Below are 12,410 nucleotides of genomic sequence, written 5' to 3' on the forward strand. Positions count from 1 at the left end.
TCATGGTCGATTCGCTCGGGGACAGCCTGGACCGCGCGCTGGAGGGGGCGTTCACCCGCCGCATCCCGCAGAGCGCCCAGGCGCAGATGAGGTACCTCGTCAAGCAGCTCAAGGGCACCAAGGCCGCCGCCCAGGCGCTCGGGATCTCCCAGCGCACCGTGGAGCGGTACGTGACGGGCAAGCTCAAGCGGCCCCGCCAGGACCTCCGCGGCCGCCTGGAGCGCGAGGTGAAGAAGCGGTGGCAGCCGCAGATCCGCGCGAAGGCCAGGAAGAAGGCAGCGTCCACGGGCGGGCTGGTCGTCTCCACCCGCGCCCGCTTCGGCTTCGAAGCGGCCGGCGGCACGACCGACGACGCCCGGATCCGCGACATCACCCAGGCCCTGCCGCCTGAGTACGCCGACCAGCTGTTCAGTGCGCGGGAGCAGGGCAAGACCGAGGACCAGCTCCGGCAGATCGCCGCCGACGGTCTGGCCCGGATGTACTTCCGGGCGAACAACTCCCGGGCGCACGGTCTGGGCGTGGAGTTCACCGACGTGGAGCGGCTCAACATCGAGCTGTAGCCAGGCGGGCAAAGCGGACGAGCCGACAGCTGGTGCTGTCGGCTCGTTGCTGCGGGCCCGGAGCCAACCAGGGCCTGCGTGTTGTCCCTGATCAACCTGGTTGGAAGACACGGCGGTGCAGGGGCTTAGCAAAATCGTCTCAGCGGCGGGGAGGTGAGGGCAACCCGAACTGGTTTACGTCTGGGTGTTCTCATGATCACCTGAGGCTTCGTCGCGTTCGCTCGCGATAGCACTGGGGAGCGAACTCGGAGTCAGCCTGGTCGGCGCCTTTCCTGTTAGGCGGCGCGTCCAACCTTTGGCCAACGATTTTCTCTTTGGGGCTCACTCTGCAACGCCACCCACTGAATTCGCGAGTGGGATGCCCATGGGTAAAACCTCTCGATCGGTCATGACGCAAGGTCATGGAGTGGCAGCATCTCTGTTACCGCGACCGGCGAGCCAACCGCCCAGCGGCACAACCTGGTTGGAAGCAGGAGGACCCTCCTGCACAGGCAATCAAAGGAGCAGAGAGCCCAGAATGTTCACTACCACCGTCCCCCCGAAGGCACGCCCCAGCGGTCCCGAGGCCGTCATCATCACGGTCGTAGTCCTCTTCGTCACCGTGCTGATCCTCACGGGCATGAAGCCGGTCAACGCCCTTCTCGTCACCGGCAGCGCCGGCATCTTCGGCGCCCTCGCGGTACGCGCCTGCACGACCACCAAGCTGAGCGCGCTGCTGCGCCCGGCCATGGTGGAACTGCGGGCCGCCTCGAGCTGACCGCGTCTTGACTACCGTGCGGAAGGTCCGGCGCCTCAAGCAGGTGCCGGACACCGACAACGCCGTCGGTCAGCTGGCTTGTGCTCTGCGCCGCACCCGTGCCGCGCTGGGAATCACTCAAGGTCAGGCAGCCGACATCATCGGGACGTCGGCCTCGACCATTCAGCGAGCCGAAGCCGGATTGGCCGCGCCGCAGAAGTCTGTCGTGGACGGGTACGTCGCCCAGCTCGGCCTCAACGCCAAAGGCGCGACGCGGCTGTTCGAGCAGGCCACGCGGCCCTTTGGGCGGCAGCGGCGCTCCCTTACCCAAGCCCCGCACCCGGGCATGGTGAGCACGCGCGACGAACTCGGCAGGGCGCTCGCCAGGGTGTGGGAAGAGGGCAATCGCTCGTCCATGCAGGACCTGGAGGACCGGGTCCAAGCTGCGCGGAGGGATGAGGCGCGGAAGCCGTTCGTGTTCCTCTCCCGGAGCGCCGCGTACCGAATATCTCACCGCCAGCAGTTACCCAGCGGTGTGGAGCAGCTCCGCGCGTACCTGTACGCCTGCAGGATCAAGGAACGCCAGTTCCCCGTCTGGATCCAGGCGTACCACCGAGTGAAGACCAAGGACAAAGAGGAGAACAAGAAGACCTCTGACACCGAAAAACATGGCTGGTGGCGCGGCTACCGGGCGCAGTCCCTGGCCGACACCATCATGCTCAACGCAGGCCTCCACCCGATCGAACCCTTCCCCCGGTCCGCCACAGCACCGTGGACCGCACGGTGTGCGGCCTGCGATCAGGTCGGACGGTTCCGCCTCTCGGCCGTCAGGGCGGGACGCGGGTGCCGGTGGTGCACAACCGCACCTCCATGAAGGTGAAGATCCCGGTGCCGGACGCTTCGCGTCCGGCACCGGGATCTTCACCTGGCAGTCGGCGGCAGCAGCCCGCGGCACGCAGCCGCCCCAGGGCACGGAACGGAAAAGCCCGCTACGTCATCGTTCCTGGGGCTCCTGGCTGTCGTCCTCGGCGCTCGGATTGAGCGCGTCCGCAGCTGCTGCCCAGTCCTCAGGATGGGAGATGGGCAACAACCGGAACTGCTGAGCGTGCGTGCTGTCGTACGGCGCGGTGGACGTCTTCATTCGACTGTGGTCGGTGATCAGGAGCATCTCGATCACCTGTGCAGCGGTCTGCAGATCCTCCGCCGTTGTTCCGGCCGGAACGCCCGTGGGAGAACTGACGGCACCGCTTGCGTCGCGGTCAACGTAGAACCCTCGTTGCTTCTCCGCATTGGCTTCCTTGGCCGCAGCCTCGGCTTCCGCCATTCGCGCCCTGTGGGCCTGTTGCCAGCCCTCGAAGCCGGCCCCCGTGTCCCACCTGCTGTAGTCACCCCAGAACTCGGCGAGCCCGTCGCCGAAAACCATGGCCTCGAGATACTTCTTCGTGTGGTTCCGCCCATGCTGGGCCAGGGCATCTACGACCCGTGGGGTCTCCCTTCCGCAGCTCCAGTCATCTTGGAAGGTGTCATTGATCCAGAGCGCCTTTCCGAGCTCCTCCTGCGCCAGGACGGTGAGGGAGCGTGCCCGCCCGTAGGACTTCGCAGACAGCAGAGTGCGGGCATCGGCAATCAGTGAAGAGGCGTTGTCCATCAGCGCCTTCCAGAACTCGCGCGCTTGCCCCGGGCTCATCTCAACCATGGCCTCAGTGTGCGGCGAACGCGGTGTCCACCACCACTTCCTTCTGGGCCTGACTCATCCCGCTGGAGGCAGGGGCCCCGAGCCGTGCGCCGGTTCGGGGCCCCTCCCCTATGCCGTCGCCGGTCAGCCGGCGGCCTTCTTCTCGGCGAGCGCCTTCTTGGCCTGCTGGTAGTCCTCGTACGTCACGGCGCTCAGCGCCTCCATCCGGCCGTACGCCTTCGTGGAGTCCCCCTCGTTTATCCCGCTGCTGGCGAACTCCAGCAGGAGTTCCACCATGACGAGGCTCTTCCAGTGCCGCAGCTCCGCCTCGTTCACGAGCTCCGGGCCCGCCGGCCATCATCAGGTCGGCGAGACGCCCCTGCGCCCGCCACGCCCGTCGTTGACGCCACCAACCGCTGCCCGGCCGGTTCAGATCCCGGAACTTGCGGATCTGCTCGACCATGGCCCTGATCTGCGTCTCCTGCTCGGGCGTCCATGCCCTCCCGGAGCCGTCAGCGAGAGCCTGGATGGCGTCCTGGGCGGCCTCGCCGTCGTCGCCTGGATCATCACTGTTCAGCAGCTCCACGGCTGTCCTGAGCTCCGCTTCCGCCGCCTTGGTGTCATCGTCTTCGGACACGCTCTCCCCTTTTCCTCGCAGGACGCGCAGCATGCCCGCCGTACGGCGCTCCGGGCAATCGGACGGCCAGTTCTTCTGCGGGTCGGACTCGCCCAGGGCGGCCGCAGCCGTCGTACGGCGGGAGACCGGCAGATGACGCCGGGCAACTAGTGGGAGGCGGCCGCCGGAATGAAGAACAGTCCGGTCATGCCGAGCTGCTCTGCTGTGCCGTCCGCGTCTCGGCTCCGGGGGCCACGAGGCCATCGAAGTTGCCCATGGCGTTGGGGTCAGCGCACACGCCGGTGTCGTCGGTGTCGAAGGGAGTGAGAGTGCCGTCACTTCGGACGGTCCAGGCCACCAACGGGTCCACGGTGAACGTGTCGTCCTCGTTCTTGTACCGAGCCCCCCACCCACCTCCAGGGATGGCGGCGACAACAGGGTGCTCGCCTTCCGAGAGCCCGGTGAAGGTGCGGCCGTTGTTCGCCGGGACAAGTCGACCGCTGCGCTCATCAACGACGAGCGCTCGGCCCTCGTCGTCCCAGGCAATGACGGGCTTGCTGCTGAAGGCCACTCGGCCGTCCACTTCCTGCGTGTAGATCGCTTTGTAGGGATGTTGTGCTGGGATCATCACGTCTCCTGGGCAAGGCGGTACCGGTCTTGATGTGACCGTAGGGCCGGGGCGGTCCGTCCGTCCTGAAGTTTGATCAGGTCAGGCCGGTCGCACGGTTCACGCCGCCGGGCCTCTGTCCACAGGTCCGCCGCGATGGGCTGCCTCCATGACTGAGGAAGAGAAGGCAGAGCAGGCGGCTCGGACGCGCTCCAAGCTCAAGGAGGGCCTCGCCCGCGCGGAGCGGGCCTTGTTCACCCGGCCCGCACCGAAATCCGCGCCAGCGCAGATGAAATTCCTTCGCACGCGGGAGAGGGGCTCCACTAAGTCTCTGGCCGAGCGGCTGGGCGTCTCCCGTAAGACGGTGCAGCGCTACCTCTCGGGCGCGTCCACCAAGCCGAACAAGCGCCTCCAGGCCGCGCTGGTGGAAGAGACCGAGGCGGAGTGGCAACCGCAGGTCAGGGCACAGGCGAGGCAGCGCGCGGCGTCCTCGGGCGGGATGGTCATCTCCTGCCGGGCGTACTTCGGATTCGGTCCGGAGGGCACCTCGGACGAGGGCCGGGTCCGGGATGTCAGCGTGGCTGTCAGCGCCGCCCACGCGGCCGCCATCCTGGCCGCACAGGAGGATGGTGCGACGCAGAGCGATCTGCACGACGCGGTCGCGGAGGCCATCGCGGACACCTATTTCCGTCAAGCCGGCGGCGGTCGCGCGGGCCTGGAGGTGAAATTTGTGGACGTAGAGTGGTTGAACATCGAGTTTTAGCAGCGCGTAATTCAGGTGTGCGGTAGACCTGTTTGACCGGCTCACCAAAGCCCATTCCCGGGCGAGCCTCCATTTCCGTATCCGATCTGAAAGCGAGTCCTGATGAACACGTCCGACGGATGGGGGCCGCGCCGTGTCCGCGGGGCCCTCGGTCGCGCCGGCGCCCCGCGCACGCCGATCGACTACGCGAAGGTCGGCCGGTCCTCGGTACGGCGCCGCGCGCGGGGCATGACCCACAGCGAGGCGGCGAGGGCCCTCGAAGGAGCCGAACTCGACGCGCACCTGGCCCGCCGCGACGAAGCCGCCTTCAACGACGGCGGCCGCCGTACTGCGGAGCTCGCGGAGTGGCAGCGCGTCGTGCAGCTGCTCGCCGCGACCGGCGGCCCGTACAACCCGGACGCCGACGTCGTCGTCCAGGAGGAGCTCGCCGACAACCGGCGCCGCGAAGAAGCCGAGCAGCAGCTCCGCCAGGAGCAGCAGCGGGTGGCCGACCGCGCCGAAGAACTCGCCCGGCTCGGCGGGGCCGGCCGACTCGACCGGAGCGTGCCGAGCCAGGCCGGCGACGAAGCCGCCCGCGAGCTCCTGGACGAGAACCGCGACTACCGCGCCGTGGCGGTCGACGCCTGGCTCGCCCACGCCCTCGCCGACCAGACGGGCCACTACACCGACCCGGCCACCCGCGACGCCGCCATCGGCCTGCTGCCCGCCCCGGTGCGTGCCCACGCCGCGCTGCTCGCCGCCCTCGCCCGCACCGGCGCCCCGGTCGACGGCGACCTCGAGTTCGTCGGCCGCCTCGCCCAGGCCGACCCGGCCGCCACGACCGCGCTCGCGGCGTGGCTCGACACCGCGGCCACGGTGAAGGGCGGCCCGGCGTGAGCGCGGCGGACGAGGTGGTGGTGGCCACCTGGAGCGAGCACAGCGAGATCGGCCACCACTACGAGGACCTGCTCGCCGACGGCCAGGTCGTCGCCTGGACCGAGCCGCCCTTCGGCGAGACGCTCTACCCCGGCGACGACGACCCCGACTACAACCCGGTCTGCGAGTGCCCGCGCGTCCCGCGCCAGTTCTGCCTGGAGTGCGCCGGCTGCGCCGCCTGCGGGCAGTGCACCGGGCCGCACGTCTGGCCGCCGCTCAGGCCCTGACAACCAGTTGTCACGCTCACTTTGAGTAGTTGCCAGTTGTCACGGCCCCTTGTCACGCCGCTGGAAGATCGCGTGACAGCCCACGCTCGAAAGCCTTTTAATTCGGACGTATTGACGTGGAAATGGCCTGGAAGCCCTCCGGTGTCGTTTCCGCGTGGCAGGCGCGGCCGCGTGACACTACACCGGCTGGTGATCACGTTCCGTGTCGGATGGCGCGGAGCCGGAAGCGCCGGCCCCACTGTCCTGTGTCAACGATTCTGGACCGTCTGTCATCGAAATTGGACTGCTCGCAGGCGCTCCTGCGGTGATCAATACATGGAACAAGTTGACTTAATCCGTTCGGTCAATCGGAGTTGGCGCGTGACACGATCGCCGCGACCGCCACACGGTTTCCCGAAGGAGAACGCACATGCGTCTGCACCGCCGTATCGCTGTCACTGCCGTATCGCTTGCCATGGCCTCAAGCGGCCTGGTTGCTGTTGCTGTCCCGGCCGCGTCGGCCGCCCCGGCCGGGGCCCTGAGCTGTGCCGGTGGATCCGTCACAGGAAGTGGCGGGCATGCCGGCTGGCGTTTCCAGTGCACCAACGGGCAAGGTTATAACTGGCGAGCCAAAATCGTGTGCCTCGGCGCTCCCCAGCCCTACACGCACTACGGCAACATCGTGAGCGGGAACAAGTCGGGCACCTCGACCGTGTGGTGCGCAGTTCCCGGCCACTGGGTGGACACGCAGTGGAACTACCCGGATATGGTCCCTGCGTAAATCTCGGGTCTTGCGAAGCCGTTCGGCCTCCGCAGGACGTCCCCGGCGTGGAGGACTGTCGTAAAGAGCCCGGCGTGAGGCACAGCCCATAAGGGACATGTGGGCAGCACGCCGCGACGGAATCAGAGGACACCCGCGCCCTGCAGAGCCCTCACCGGACCCCGGTTCGTCCGTACCTGGGTCCGGTGGCACGTCTCGGCGATACCGTGGGGAGACACGCCAGACAGAAGCCCAGGAGCCCTGGATGAGCCAGCAGCCGGCCCCCGCGCCCGCCCGCCAGCCCCTCGATGAGCACGCCGCCGAATCGGCCCGCGCGTACGCGGCCGACCAGCGCGCCAAGGTCGACGTCCTTGCCTCGGTCCTGGAGGACATCGCCGCCAACGGCTACCCCTCGCCCGAGTCTGGCGTGCCGTGGGAGACCGCCCGCGACGCCCACCTCGCCCGTCTCGCGGACGAGCAGCCGCGTGTCGCCTGAGCACGGCGCGCGCCGGTCGCGCGTCATCATGGTGGAGCCCGCGCTCACCCAGCTGGCGAAGCTCACCGCGAGCGAGACGCACCGCCTGGACCGCGCGATCGTCGCCATCAGCGTCAACCCGGAGCTCGGCACCGAGGTGCCCGGCACCCTGCTGCGCGACTACGCGGACGAGGTCGACGGAGTCCGCGTCATCTACTTCGTGACGGCCCTGAGGACGATCACGATCGTCGCCTACGTTGAGGCGTAGGGGCCTCCCGAGCACCGATCGCAGCGCCCCGGACCGCGAAGGTCCGGGGCGCTGCTGTGTGTGCTGCCACCGTGCAGCACGTGGTGCTGAACGGCGATCGTGGGGTGCTGCTCGGTGAGTGGGTGGTGGTGTTCTGTGGTGCCGGAGAGCGATGACATTTCGAGGCCGGCCCCGGGCGGGACACGGGTGCTGCACGGGCAGCGGCCCCTTGCAGCAAACGGTCGTTCGTCTGCTGCAAGGGGCCGCTGCATCGGGTCAGTCGGTGGTGCCGGTGGCCCACCGCTCCAGGTCGCTCACCGGGTCCCGCAGCAGGGTGCGGCGGCGGGACTGCGCGGTCGCCCGGCTCTCCAGGTGCATCGCCGCGGCCAGGTCGGCGTGCGAGACGTCCTTGGCGGCGGGCTGGCGCAGGGAGGCGTCCCGTACGGCCTCCAGCCGCTCCAGGAGCCCGGTGGTGCCCTCGATGGCGGCCGCGAGTTCGGCTGCGCTCGCGCGGCCCGTGCGCAGCAGCGCCAGGCCGTGCAGTGCGGTGGCGAGCAGCGCGGCCAGCTGCTCGCCGTCGTTGCCGAGCGCGGCGACGTCCTCGGCGGCGAGCGGGACCAGGAGCTGCTCCTGGCGGTGGTTGTCGGACGCGGGGTCGGTGCTCACCGCGGTCTCCTTCCTTGGGTGGATCGGTCAGTGGTCGGCGACGGTCCAGCCCTGGCCGGGCGGCCGGTTGCGGATGATGCCGCCGGGGGTGTGCAGCTGCCCGCCGCCCGCGCCCAGCGCGTCGATCTGGTCCAGCAGCGCATGCTCCGCGAGCTCGCGGGCCTGCGCCTGGCGGGCGCGGAGTTCTTCGGCGGTTCCGGTGAACACGGTGTCTCCTTCGTGGGTGTCGGGTGGTGGCCGGCGGGCGGGGTCTACAGCCAGCGGAAGAGGTCGCGGACCTGAGAGGCCGCGCCCGAGAGGTTGTCGGCGTCCAGGCGGGCGTCGAAGTCGTGCGGGTCCTCGGTCTCGTCCATGACGTCCTCGGACGCGGCCGCCAGGACGTCGGCGAAGCGCTCGTGGACGGCCGCCTCCTTCAGCGCCTGGACGACGCTCTCGCGGTCGGCGGTGCCCCGCTTGATGGCGTCGGCGAGCAGCCCCAGCTCGGCGGCGGCCGCCGGGGCCAGGTACGCGAGCTCGCTGTCGACGGCGCCCCGGTCGGCGCGGGTCTCGATGGCGGTGATGTCGGCGACCTTCACGATCTCCGTGGACGTGCGCTCCATGACGGGCCTCTCTCTCGGCTGGCAGGGCTCAGGCGGTCCGGCTGAGGTAGCTGGCGGCGACGTCGACGAAGGAGTCGTGGGCGACCTTCGCGGCCTCCCGGGCGGCGGTGAGGTCCTTGGTGGTGGCGTACGCGTCGCGCAGCGCGTACGTCCGCGCGATCATCTCGTCGGCCGCGGCGCGCACCGCATGGTCCGCGAAGAGGACCCGCAGCGCGACCAGCGGGCGGGTGACGGCGGACCGGGTCATGTGGCTCTCACCGCGCAGGGCCTCGATCCGCTCGGAGCCGGCCTGCTTGAGGACGGCGTCGCCGCGCATCCACATCGCCCGGCGGTGGTCGCTGGCGGCGCAGGCGAGAGCGGTGACGGCCTCCAGGCGGTCGCGACGGATCGCCTCGCCGTGGTTCACGCGGACGGACCGTTCCGCGGCGCGCTCCTGGAAGCGTCCGCTGACGATCGAGCCGAGCAGGGTGCCGACGATGGCGAGGGCGGCGGTGACGAGGGTGACTAACACGGTTGCAAGGAGGCCGCTCATGATTCTTTTTTGCAAGGCTGTGAGCTGCGCGTTTCCCGCCCGCGGGAACGGTGTGCACGGATCTGACACACCGCACCCGCGCACGAAAAGCGGCGTCGCGCCCTCATACGAGGACGCGACGCCGTTCTGATAAGCGACCGGGAGCTACAAGGCCGGTGAGGCCAGGGCCAGCCCGGGATGGGTTCTGGAGATCTCTGCGCAGACGTTGACCGCGGTATCGATGTACTGCTCGAAGTCGGGGGTGTCGTTACGGGTGATCTCGTGGGCTGCCTTCATTGCCTCCCATGCCGCCACGTGTCGCAGGCTGCCGTGCCAGCTGTCGTCGATGGCGACATCGAGGTACCGGGCGAAGCCGAACTGGTACGTCCCAGCGTCAGCCACCTGGTGCTCCTTGCGGTGCGCCTGGCGGGCCTTCTCGAAGAAGGTGCCGGCATCTTCGGGCCCCAGGGTCTCGAAGATGATCCGGAAGAACGGGGAGACGAGCGAGGCGCTCGGAGGCCAGCCGGCGCGGCGGCCGAAGCGCTCGTGCATCTCATCGAACAGCAGCACGCTGTAGTCGTGGGTCACGCTCCACCACTACGCCAGCCAACGGCAGCGAGGGCGGAGCGCCGCGCCTCCTGGGATACGGATCCATCCGTAAGCGTCACGGCGTAAGCACCGTGATGTCCGGTTGTCCCTAGCTCACGCGAACGGCGCTGCACCCGCAGGTGCAGCGCCGTGTTGCCGGCTGACCCGGCCGAGCGGGCGGCCGGGTCAGCCGACGGCGTGCAGCGAGCCGCGCCTCTTGGCGGCCGAGGCCTTCTTGGCAGCGGCCGCGGCCGCGCGCTTCTTGCGCTGCTCGGCGAGCTGGTCCTGGTAGGCGGCGACAGCCCGGTGGTAGTCAGCCACGTAGGTCTTGCTGTCCAGCCGGTCCTCCTTAGGCATCGTCTTGACGGAGGCCAGGGCGTCCTCGGGGGAGTTGTAGCCGGCCAGCATCGGGTTGATCTGGTAGACGCCGTTGCGGACCTTCTTGACGAGCTTGGCCAGCTCCAGCTCCCGCAGCGCGGCGTTCACGCTGGGACGGCTCAGCCCGAGCAGCTCACCGAGGGTGGCCTGGTCCATGGCGATGCGGCCGCCAGCCTCGCTGCGCGCCCGGAGCTTCAGCAGCGCACGGTAGGCGGCGGGCGGCAGGTCCAGGTCGGCGAGAAGACCGTCGGCGTTGGTCGCCGACCACTTCAAGGTACTCACTGGGCTGATCCCTCTTCCTGGCGCTGAGCACGGGTCAGTCGGCGTGCAGCGCGTTCCTCGGCCCGCTTCTTGCGCAGTTCCTCGATCGCCTCGCGCATGTGCTCCAGTGACGGGAACCGCACCAGATCCGGCAGGCTCTCGTCCCTGCGGATCTTCGCGAGCGTCTTGTCCTGGTCGACCTGTACGTACTCGGCTTCGACCAGCTCCGTGCCCGGGATGAACTCGGCTACACGGTACGAGTAGGGCGGGTTGAACTGGTAAACGCCTCGGCGCACCTTGAAGACGATGCCATGGCCCATGACCTCCTGCAGCGCCTCATTGGTCTTCGCGCGGGGCACGTCGAGGACCGTCGCCATCTCCTCCTGCGTCAGCCGGATCTGGCCGCCGGCCTTCTGGCAGGCGATCAGCAACAGGATCAGTCGCAGCGGCAGGGCCTCGCGGAAGTACTGCGCGATCAGGAAGAAGAACTCCAGCGAGTCCATGGAGAACGCCTTGGGGCGTTCCGGGGTGTCGTAGAACTCCATCGGCTTGCGCTCGCTGCTGAGCGAGAGCTTCCGGCGCGGGTAGCGGCGAGCGACCGAGTCGAGGTCCTCAACCGGCTGGACCGGCTTGGACCACGCCTGGATCTCCTCACCGATGGGCAGCTCCGCACGGCGCGGCGCGCGCTTCGGTGCGGGACGGCGGCGCTGTCGCCCGGGTGTCACGAGGCTGCTCTCCACTTCGCTGATCTTGGATGCCAGCAGTATGTCAGCCACGCCGACATATATGTCGGCGTGGCTGACATTCCGGCGTGTTGTGTCCCCCCAGGGGGGACAGATCTCCCCCCTGCACGCGAGCGCGGACCGCTCGACGGAACGCTGTCGCGGATGTCGGCCTGGCTGACGTTTCGCGCTCAAAACTGTCGGCCTAGCTGACATTCCGTCTGCGATGTGACTACTCACGAGGTACACATCGCAGACGTTGTGTACCTCGTGGGGTGACAGATCGCCGGATGCGCAGACCGCTGACCAGCGGGTTCTTGATCTGCGTAAGTATTAGGTGGCTGAGGTCCACCCGCAGGCGCCGATTGGACCCCTCGTGGCTGAGGCGGCTTCGCGTGCGGGCCCGTGGGCCCGCGCAGGCCGTAGGCAGCACCAGCGGCTCTGAGTCTCGGGTGGTGCCGACCGTGACGAGACAAGCAGCAGCAAGGGCGTGGCTGGCGCCGCTGCGGCTTTCGCCGCCCGGCCCTAAAGGCCGTTCGGCTCCGGTGCCTCCGAACGCCGAATTTCGAGTCACCCATTTCTGAGGTTCCGTTCTGTGGTTAAGGTCAGTGCAACCGAGGTAAATTTCACAATTGCTCGCGCGCTGAAGCGCTGAGATAATGCGCAACCTCTTTGTCCTGCTCAAAGAGTGGTAAGGAACCATTCCAGTCTTAAGCTAGCTGCTATTTTTGAAGCACACACCGGGATCGCTCACCTTCTGCGTCCCCGACCTCTGTTCGTCCCGTCACTCTCCCAACTGCCCACCACCCCTCTCTGCTGCTGCTCGGGCCGTGAGGCCCGTGGGCGTGGGTGGGCCGCGCGAAGCGTGGCACGCCTTGCCCGCAAGGGGAGTTGGGGGCGCGCCCTGAGTGGCTGGAGCGCAGCGGAGGCCACGGGTCGGCCGAAGGCCGGCCCCGGCCCGCAACGCGGGCCGCCCGCCCTGCGGTTGGCGGTGGGCGCGGAGCGCGGGCCGCCTGGTGGTGAGCGGAGCGAGCCGCATCCGCTCACGCGGAGCGGGAGCGGCCGGGGAGCGAAGCGACCCGGCCCGCTGCTACGGGCGCAGCCCGTAGGGACCCGCTCCGCGGG

Annotated in this window: 18 protein-coding genes; 8 read left to right on the plus strand and 10 right to left on the minus strand. The window is 68.8% G+C overall.

Features of this window, described 5'->3' with window-relative positions; all coding sequences use genetic code 11:
• Nucleotides 1-2 precede the first annotated feature (2 nt).
• The 3 genes from PZB77_RS31110 to PZB77_RS31120 all read left to right on the plus strand — a co-directional run bounded on the left by PZB77_RS31110 (nt 3) and on the right by PZB77_RS31120 (nt 2,170).
• Nucleotides 3-560, plus strand: coding sequence for an XRE family transcriptional regulator (locus PZB77_RS31110; RefSeq protein WP_275496363.1), 558 nt, complete (start codon nt 3-5; stop codon nt 558-560).
• Between the two features lie 517 nt (nt 561-1,077).
• The gene (locus tag PZB77_RS31115) at nt 1,078-1,317 is read left to right on the plus strand and encodes a hypothetical protein (protein ID WP_275496364.1); all 240 of its coding nucleotides are present in this window, start codon (nt 1,078-1,080) and stop codon (nt 1,315-1,317) included.
• Between the two features lie 43 nt (nt 1,318-1,360).
• A complete protein-coding gene (locus PZB77_RS31120) occupies nt 1,361-2,170 on the plus strand; it encodes a helix-turn-helix transcriptional regulator (RefSeq protein ID WP_275496365.1) in 810 nt (269 codons plus the stop codon).
• A gap of 120 nt (nt 2,171-2,290) precedes the next feature.
• Here the strand turns inward: PZB77_RS31120 and PZB77_RS31125 are convergent, their stop codons facing one another.
• The 3 genes from PZB77_RS31125 to PZB77_RS31135 all read right to left on the minus strand — a co-directional run bounded on the left by PZB77_RS31125 (nt 2,291) and on the right by PZB77_RS31135 (nt 4,215).
• Entirely contained in the window at nt 2,291-2,992 is a 702-nt protein-coding gene (locus tag PZB77_RS31125; RefSeq protein WP_275496366.1) for an AbiV family abortive infection protein, read from the minus strand.
• Between the two features lie 123 nt (nt 2,993-3,115).
• Complete coding sequence (locus PZB77_RS31130; protein WP_275496367.1) at nt 3,116-3,307, minus strand: hypothetical protein; 192 nt, start codon at nt 3,305-3,307, stop codon at nt 3,116-3,118.
• Nucleotides 3,308-3,792: 485 nt separating this feature from the next.
• Nucleotides 3,793-4,215, minus strand: coding sequence for a hypothetical protein (locus tag PZB77_RS31135; protein WP_275496368.1), 423 nt, complete (start codon nt 4,213-4,215; stop codon nt 3,793-3,795).
• Nucleotides 4,216-4,363: 148 nt separating this feature from the next.
• Here PZB77_RS31135 and PZB77_RS31140 point away from each other — a divergent pair, with 148 nt between their 5' ends.
• From PZB77_RS31140 to PZB77_RS31160, 5 genes are all read left to right on the plus strand, one after another.
• Entirely contained in the window at nt 4,364-4,957 is a 594-nt protein-coding gene (locus tag PZB77_RS31140) for an HTH domain-containing protein (RefSeq protein WP_275496369.1), read from the plus strand.
• Between the two features lie 102 nt (nt 4,958-5,059).
• Nucleotides 5,060-5,833 carry a hypothetical protein gene (locus PZB77_RS31145; RefSeq protein ID WP_275496370.1) on the plus strand — a complete coding sequence of 258 codons (774 nt, stop codon included), beginning with the start codon at nt 5,060-5,062 and terminating at the stop codon, nt 5,831-5,833.
• A complete protein-coding gene (locus PZB77_RS31150) occupies nt 5,830-6,099 on the plus strand; it encodes a hypothetical protein (RefSeq protein ID WP_275496371.1) in 270 nt (89 codons plus the stop codon). Before PZB77_RS31145 ends, PZB77_RS31150 begins: the two co-directional genes overlap by 4 nt.
• Before the next feature lie 1,004 nt (nt 6,100-7,103).
• On the plus strand, nt 7,104-7,334 hold the full coding sequence (locus PZB77_RS31155) for a hypothetical protein (protein ID WP_275496372.1): 231 nt from the start codon (nt 7,104-7,106) through the stop codon (nt 7,332-7,334).
• Nucleotides 7,324-7,581, plus strand: coding sequence for a hypothetical protein (locus PZB77_RS31160; RefSeq protein WP_275496373.1), 258 nt, complete (start codon nt 7,324-7,326; stop codon nt 7,579-7,581). The genes PZB77_RS31155 and PZB77_RS31160 overlap by 11 nt, the downstream gene beginning before the upstream one ends.
• Before the next feature lie 255 nt (nt 7,582-7,836).
• On the opposite strand, the gene PZB77_RS31165 is transcribed toward PZB77_RS31160, so the two are convergent.
• From PZB77_RS31165 to PZB77_RS31195, 7 genes are all read right to left on the minus strand, one after another.
• The gene (locus PZB77_RS31165; protein ID WP_275496374.1) at nt 7,837-8,226 is read right to left on the minus strand and encodes a hypothetical protein; all 390 of its coding nucleotides are present in this window, start codon (nt 8,224-8,226) and stop codon (nt 7,837-7,839) included.
• A 27-nt stretch (nt 8,227-8,253) separates the two neighbouring features.
• Nucleotides 8,254-8,433 carry a hypothetical protein gene (locus PZB77_RS31170; RefSeq protein WP_275496375.1) on the minus strand — a complete coding sequence of 60 codons (180 nt, stop codon included), beginning with the start codon at nt 8,431-8,433 and terminating at the stop codon, nt 8,254-8,256.
• Nucleotides 8,434-8,477: 44 nt separating this feature from the next.
• Nucleotides 8,478-8,825 (minus strand): hypothetical protein, encoded by a 348-nt coding sequence (locus PZB77_RS31175; protein WP_275496376.1) that lies wholly within the window; start codon nt 8,823-8,825, stop codon nt 8,478-8,480.
• Nucleotides 8,826-8,853: 28 nt separating this feature from the next.
• Nucleotides 8,854-9,357 (minus strand): hypothetical protein, encoded by a 504-nt coding sequence (locus PZB77_RS31180; protein WP_275496377.1) that lies wholly within the window; start codon nt 9,355-9,357, stop codon nt 8,854-8,856.
• Nucleotides 9,358-9,501: 144 nt separating this feature from the next.
• Entirely contained in the window at nt 9,502-9,924 is a 423-nt protein-coding gene (locus PZB77_RS31185; protein ID WP_275496378.1) for a hypothetical protein, read from the minus strand.
• Between the two features lie 186 nt (nt 9,925-10,110).
• The gene (locus PZB77_RS31190; RefSeq protein WP_275496379.1) at nt 10,111-10,584 is read right to left on the minus strand and encodes a helix-turn-helix domain-containing protein; all 474 of its coding nucleotides are present in this window, start codon (nt 10,582-10,584) and stop codon (nt 10,111-10,113) included.
• Nucleotides 10,581-11,339 carry a hypothetical protein gene (locus tag PZB77_RS31195; RefSeq protein ID WP_275496380.1) on the minus strand — a complete coding sequence of 253 codons (759 nt, stop codon included), beginning with the start codon at nt 11,337-11,339 and terminating at the stop codon, nt 10,581-10,583. The genes PZB77_RS31190 and PZB77_RS31195 overlap by 4 nt, the downstream gene beginning before the upstream one ends.
• Between the last annotated feature and the right edge of the window lie 1,071 nt (nt 11,340-12,410).

Origin of the sequence: Streptomyces sp. AM 2-1-1, assembly GCF_029167645.1 — a bacterium.
GTDB lineage: Bacteria > Actinomycetota > Actinomycetes > Streptomycetales > Streptomycetaceae > Streptomyces.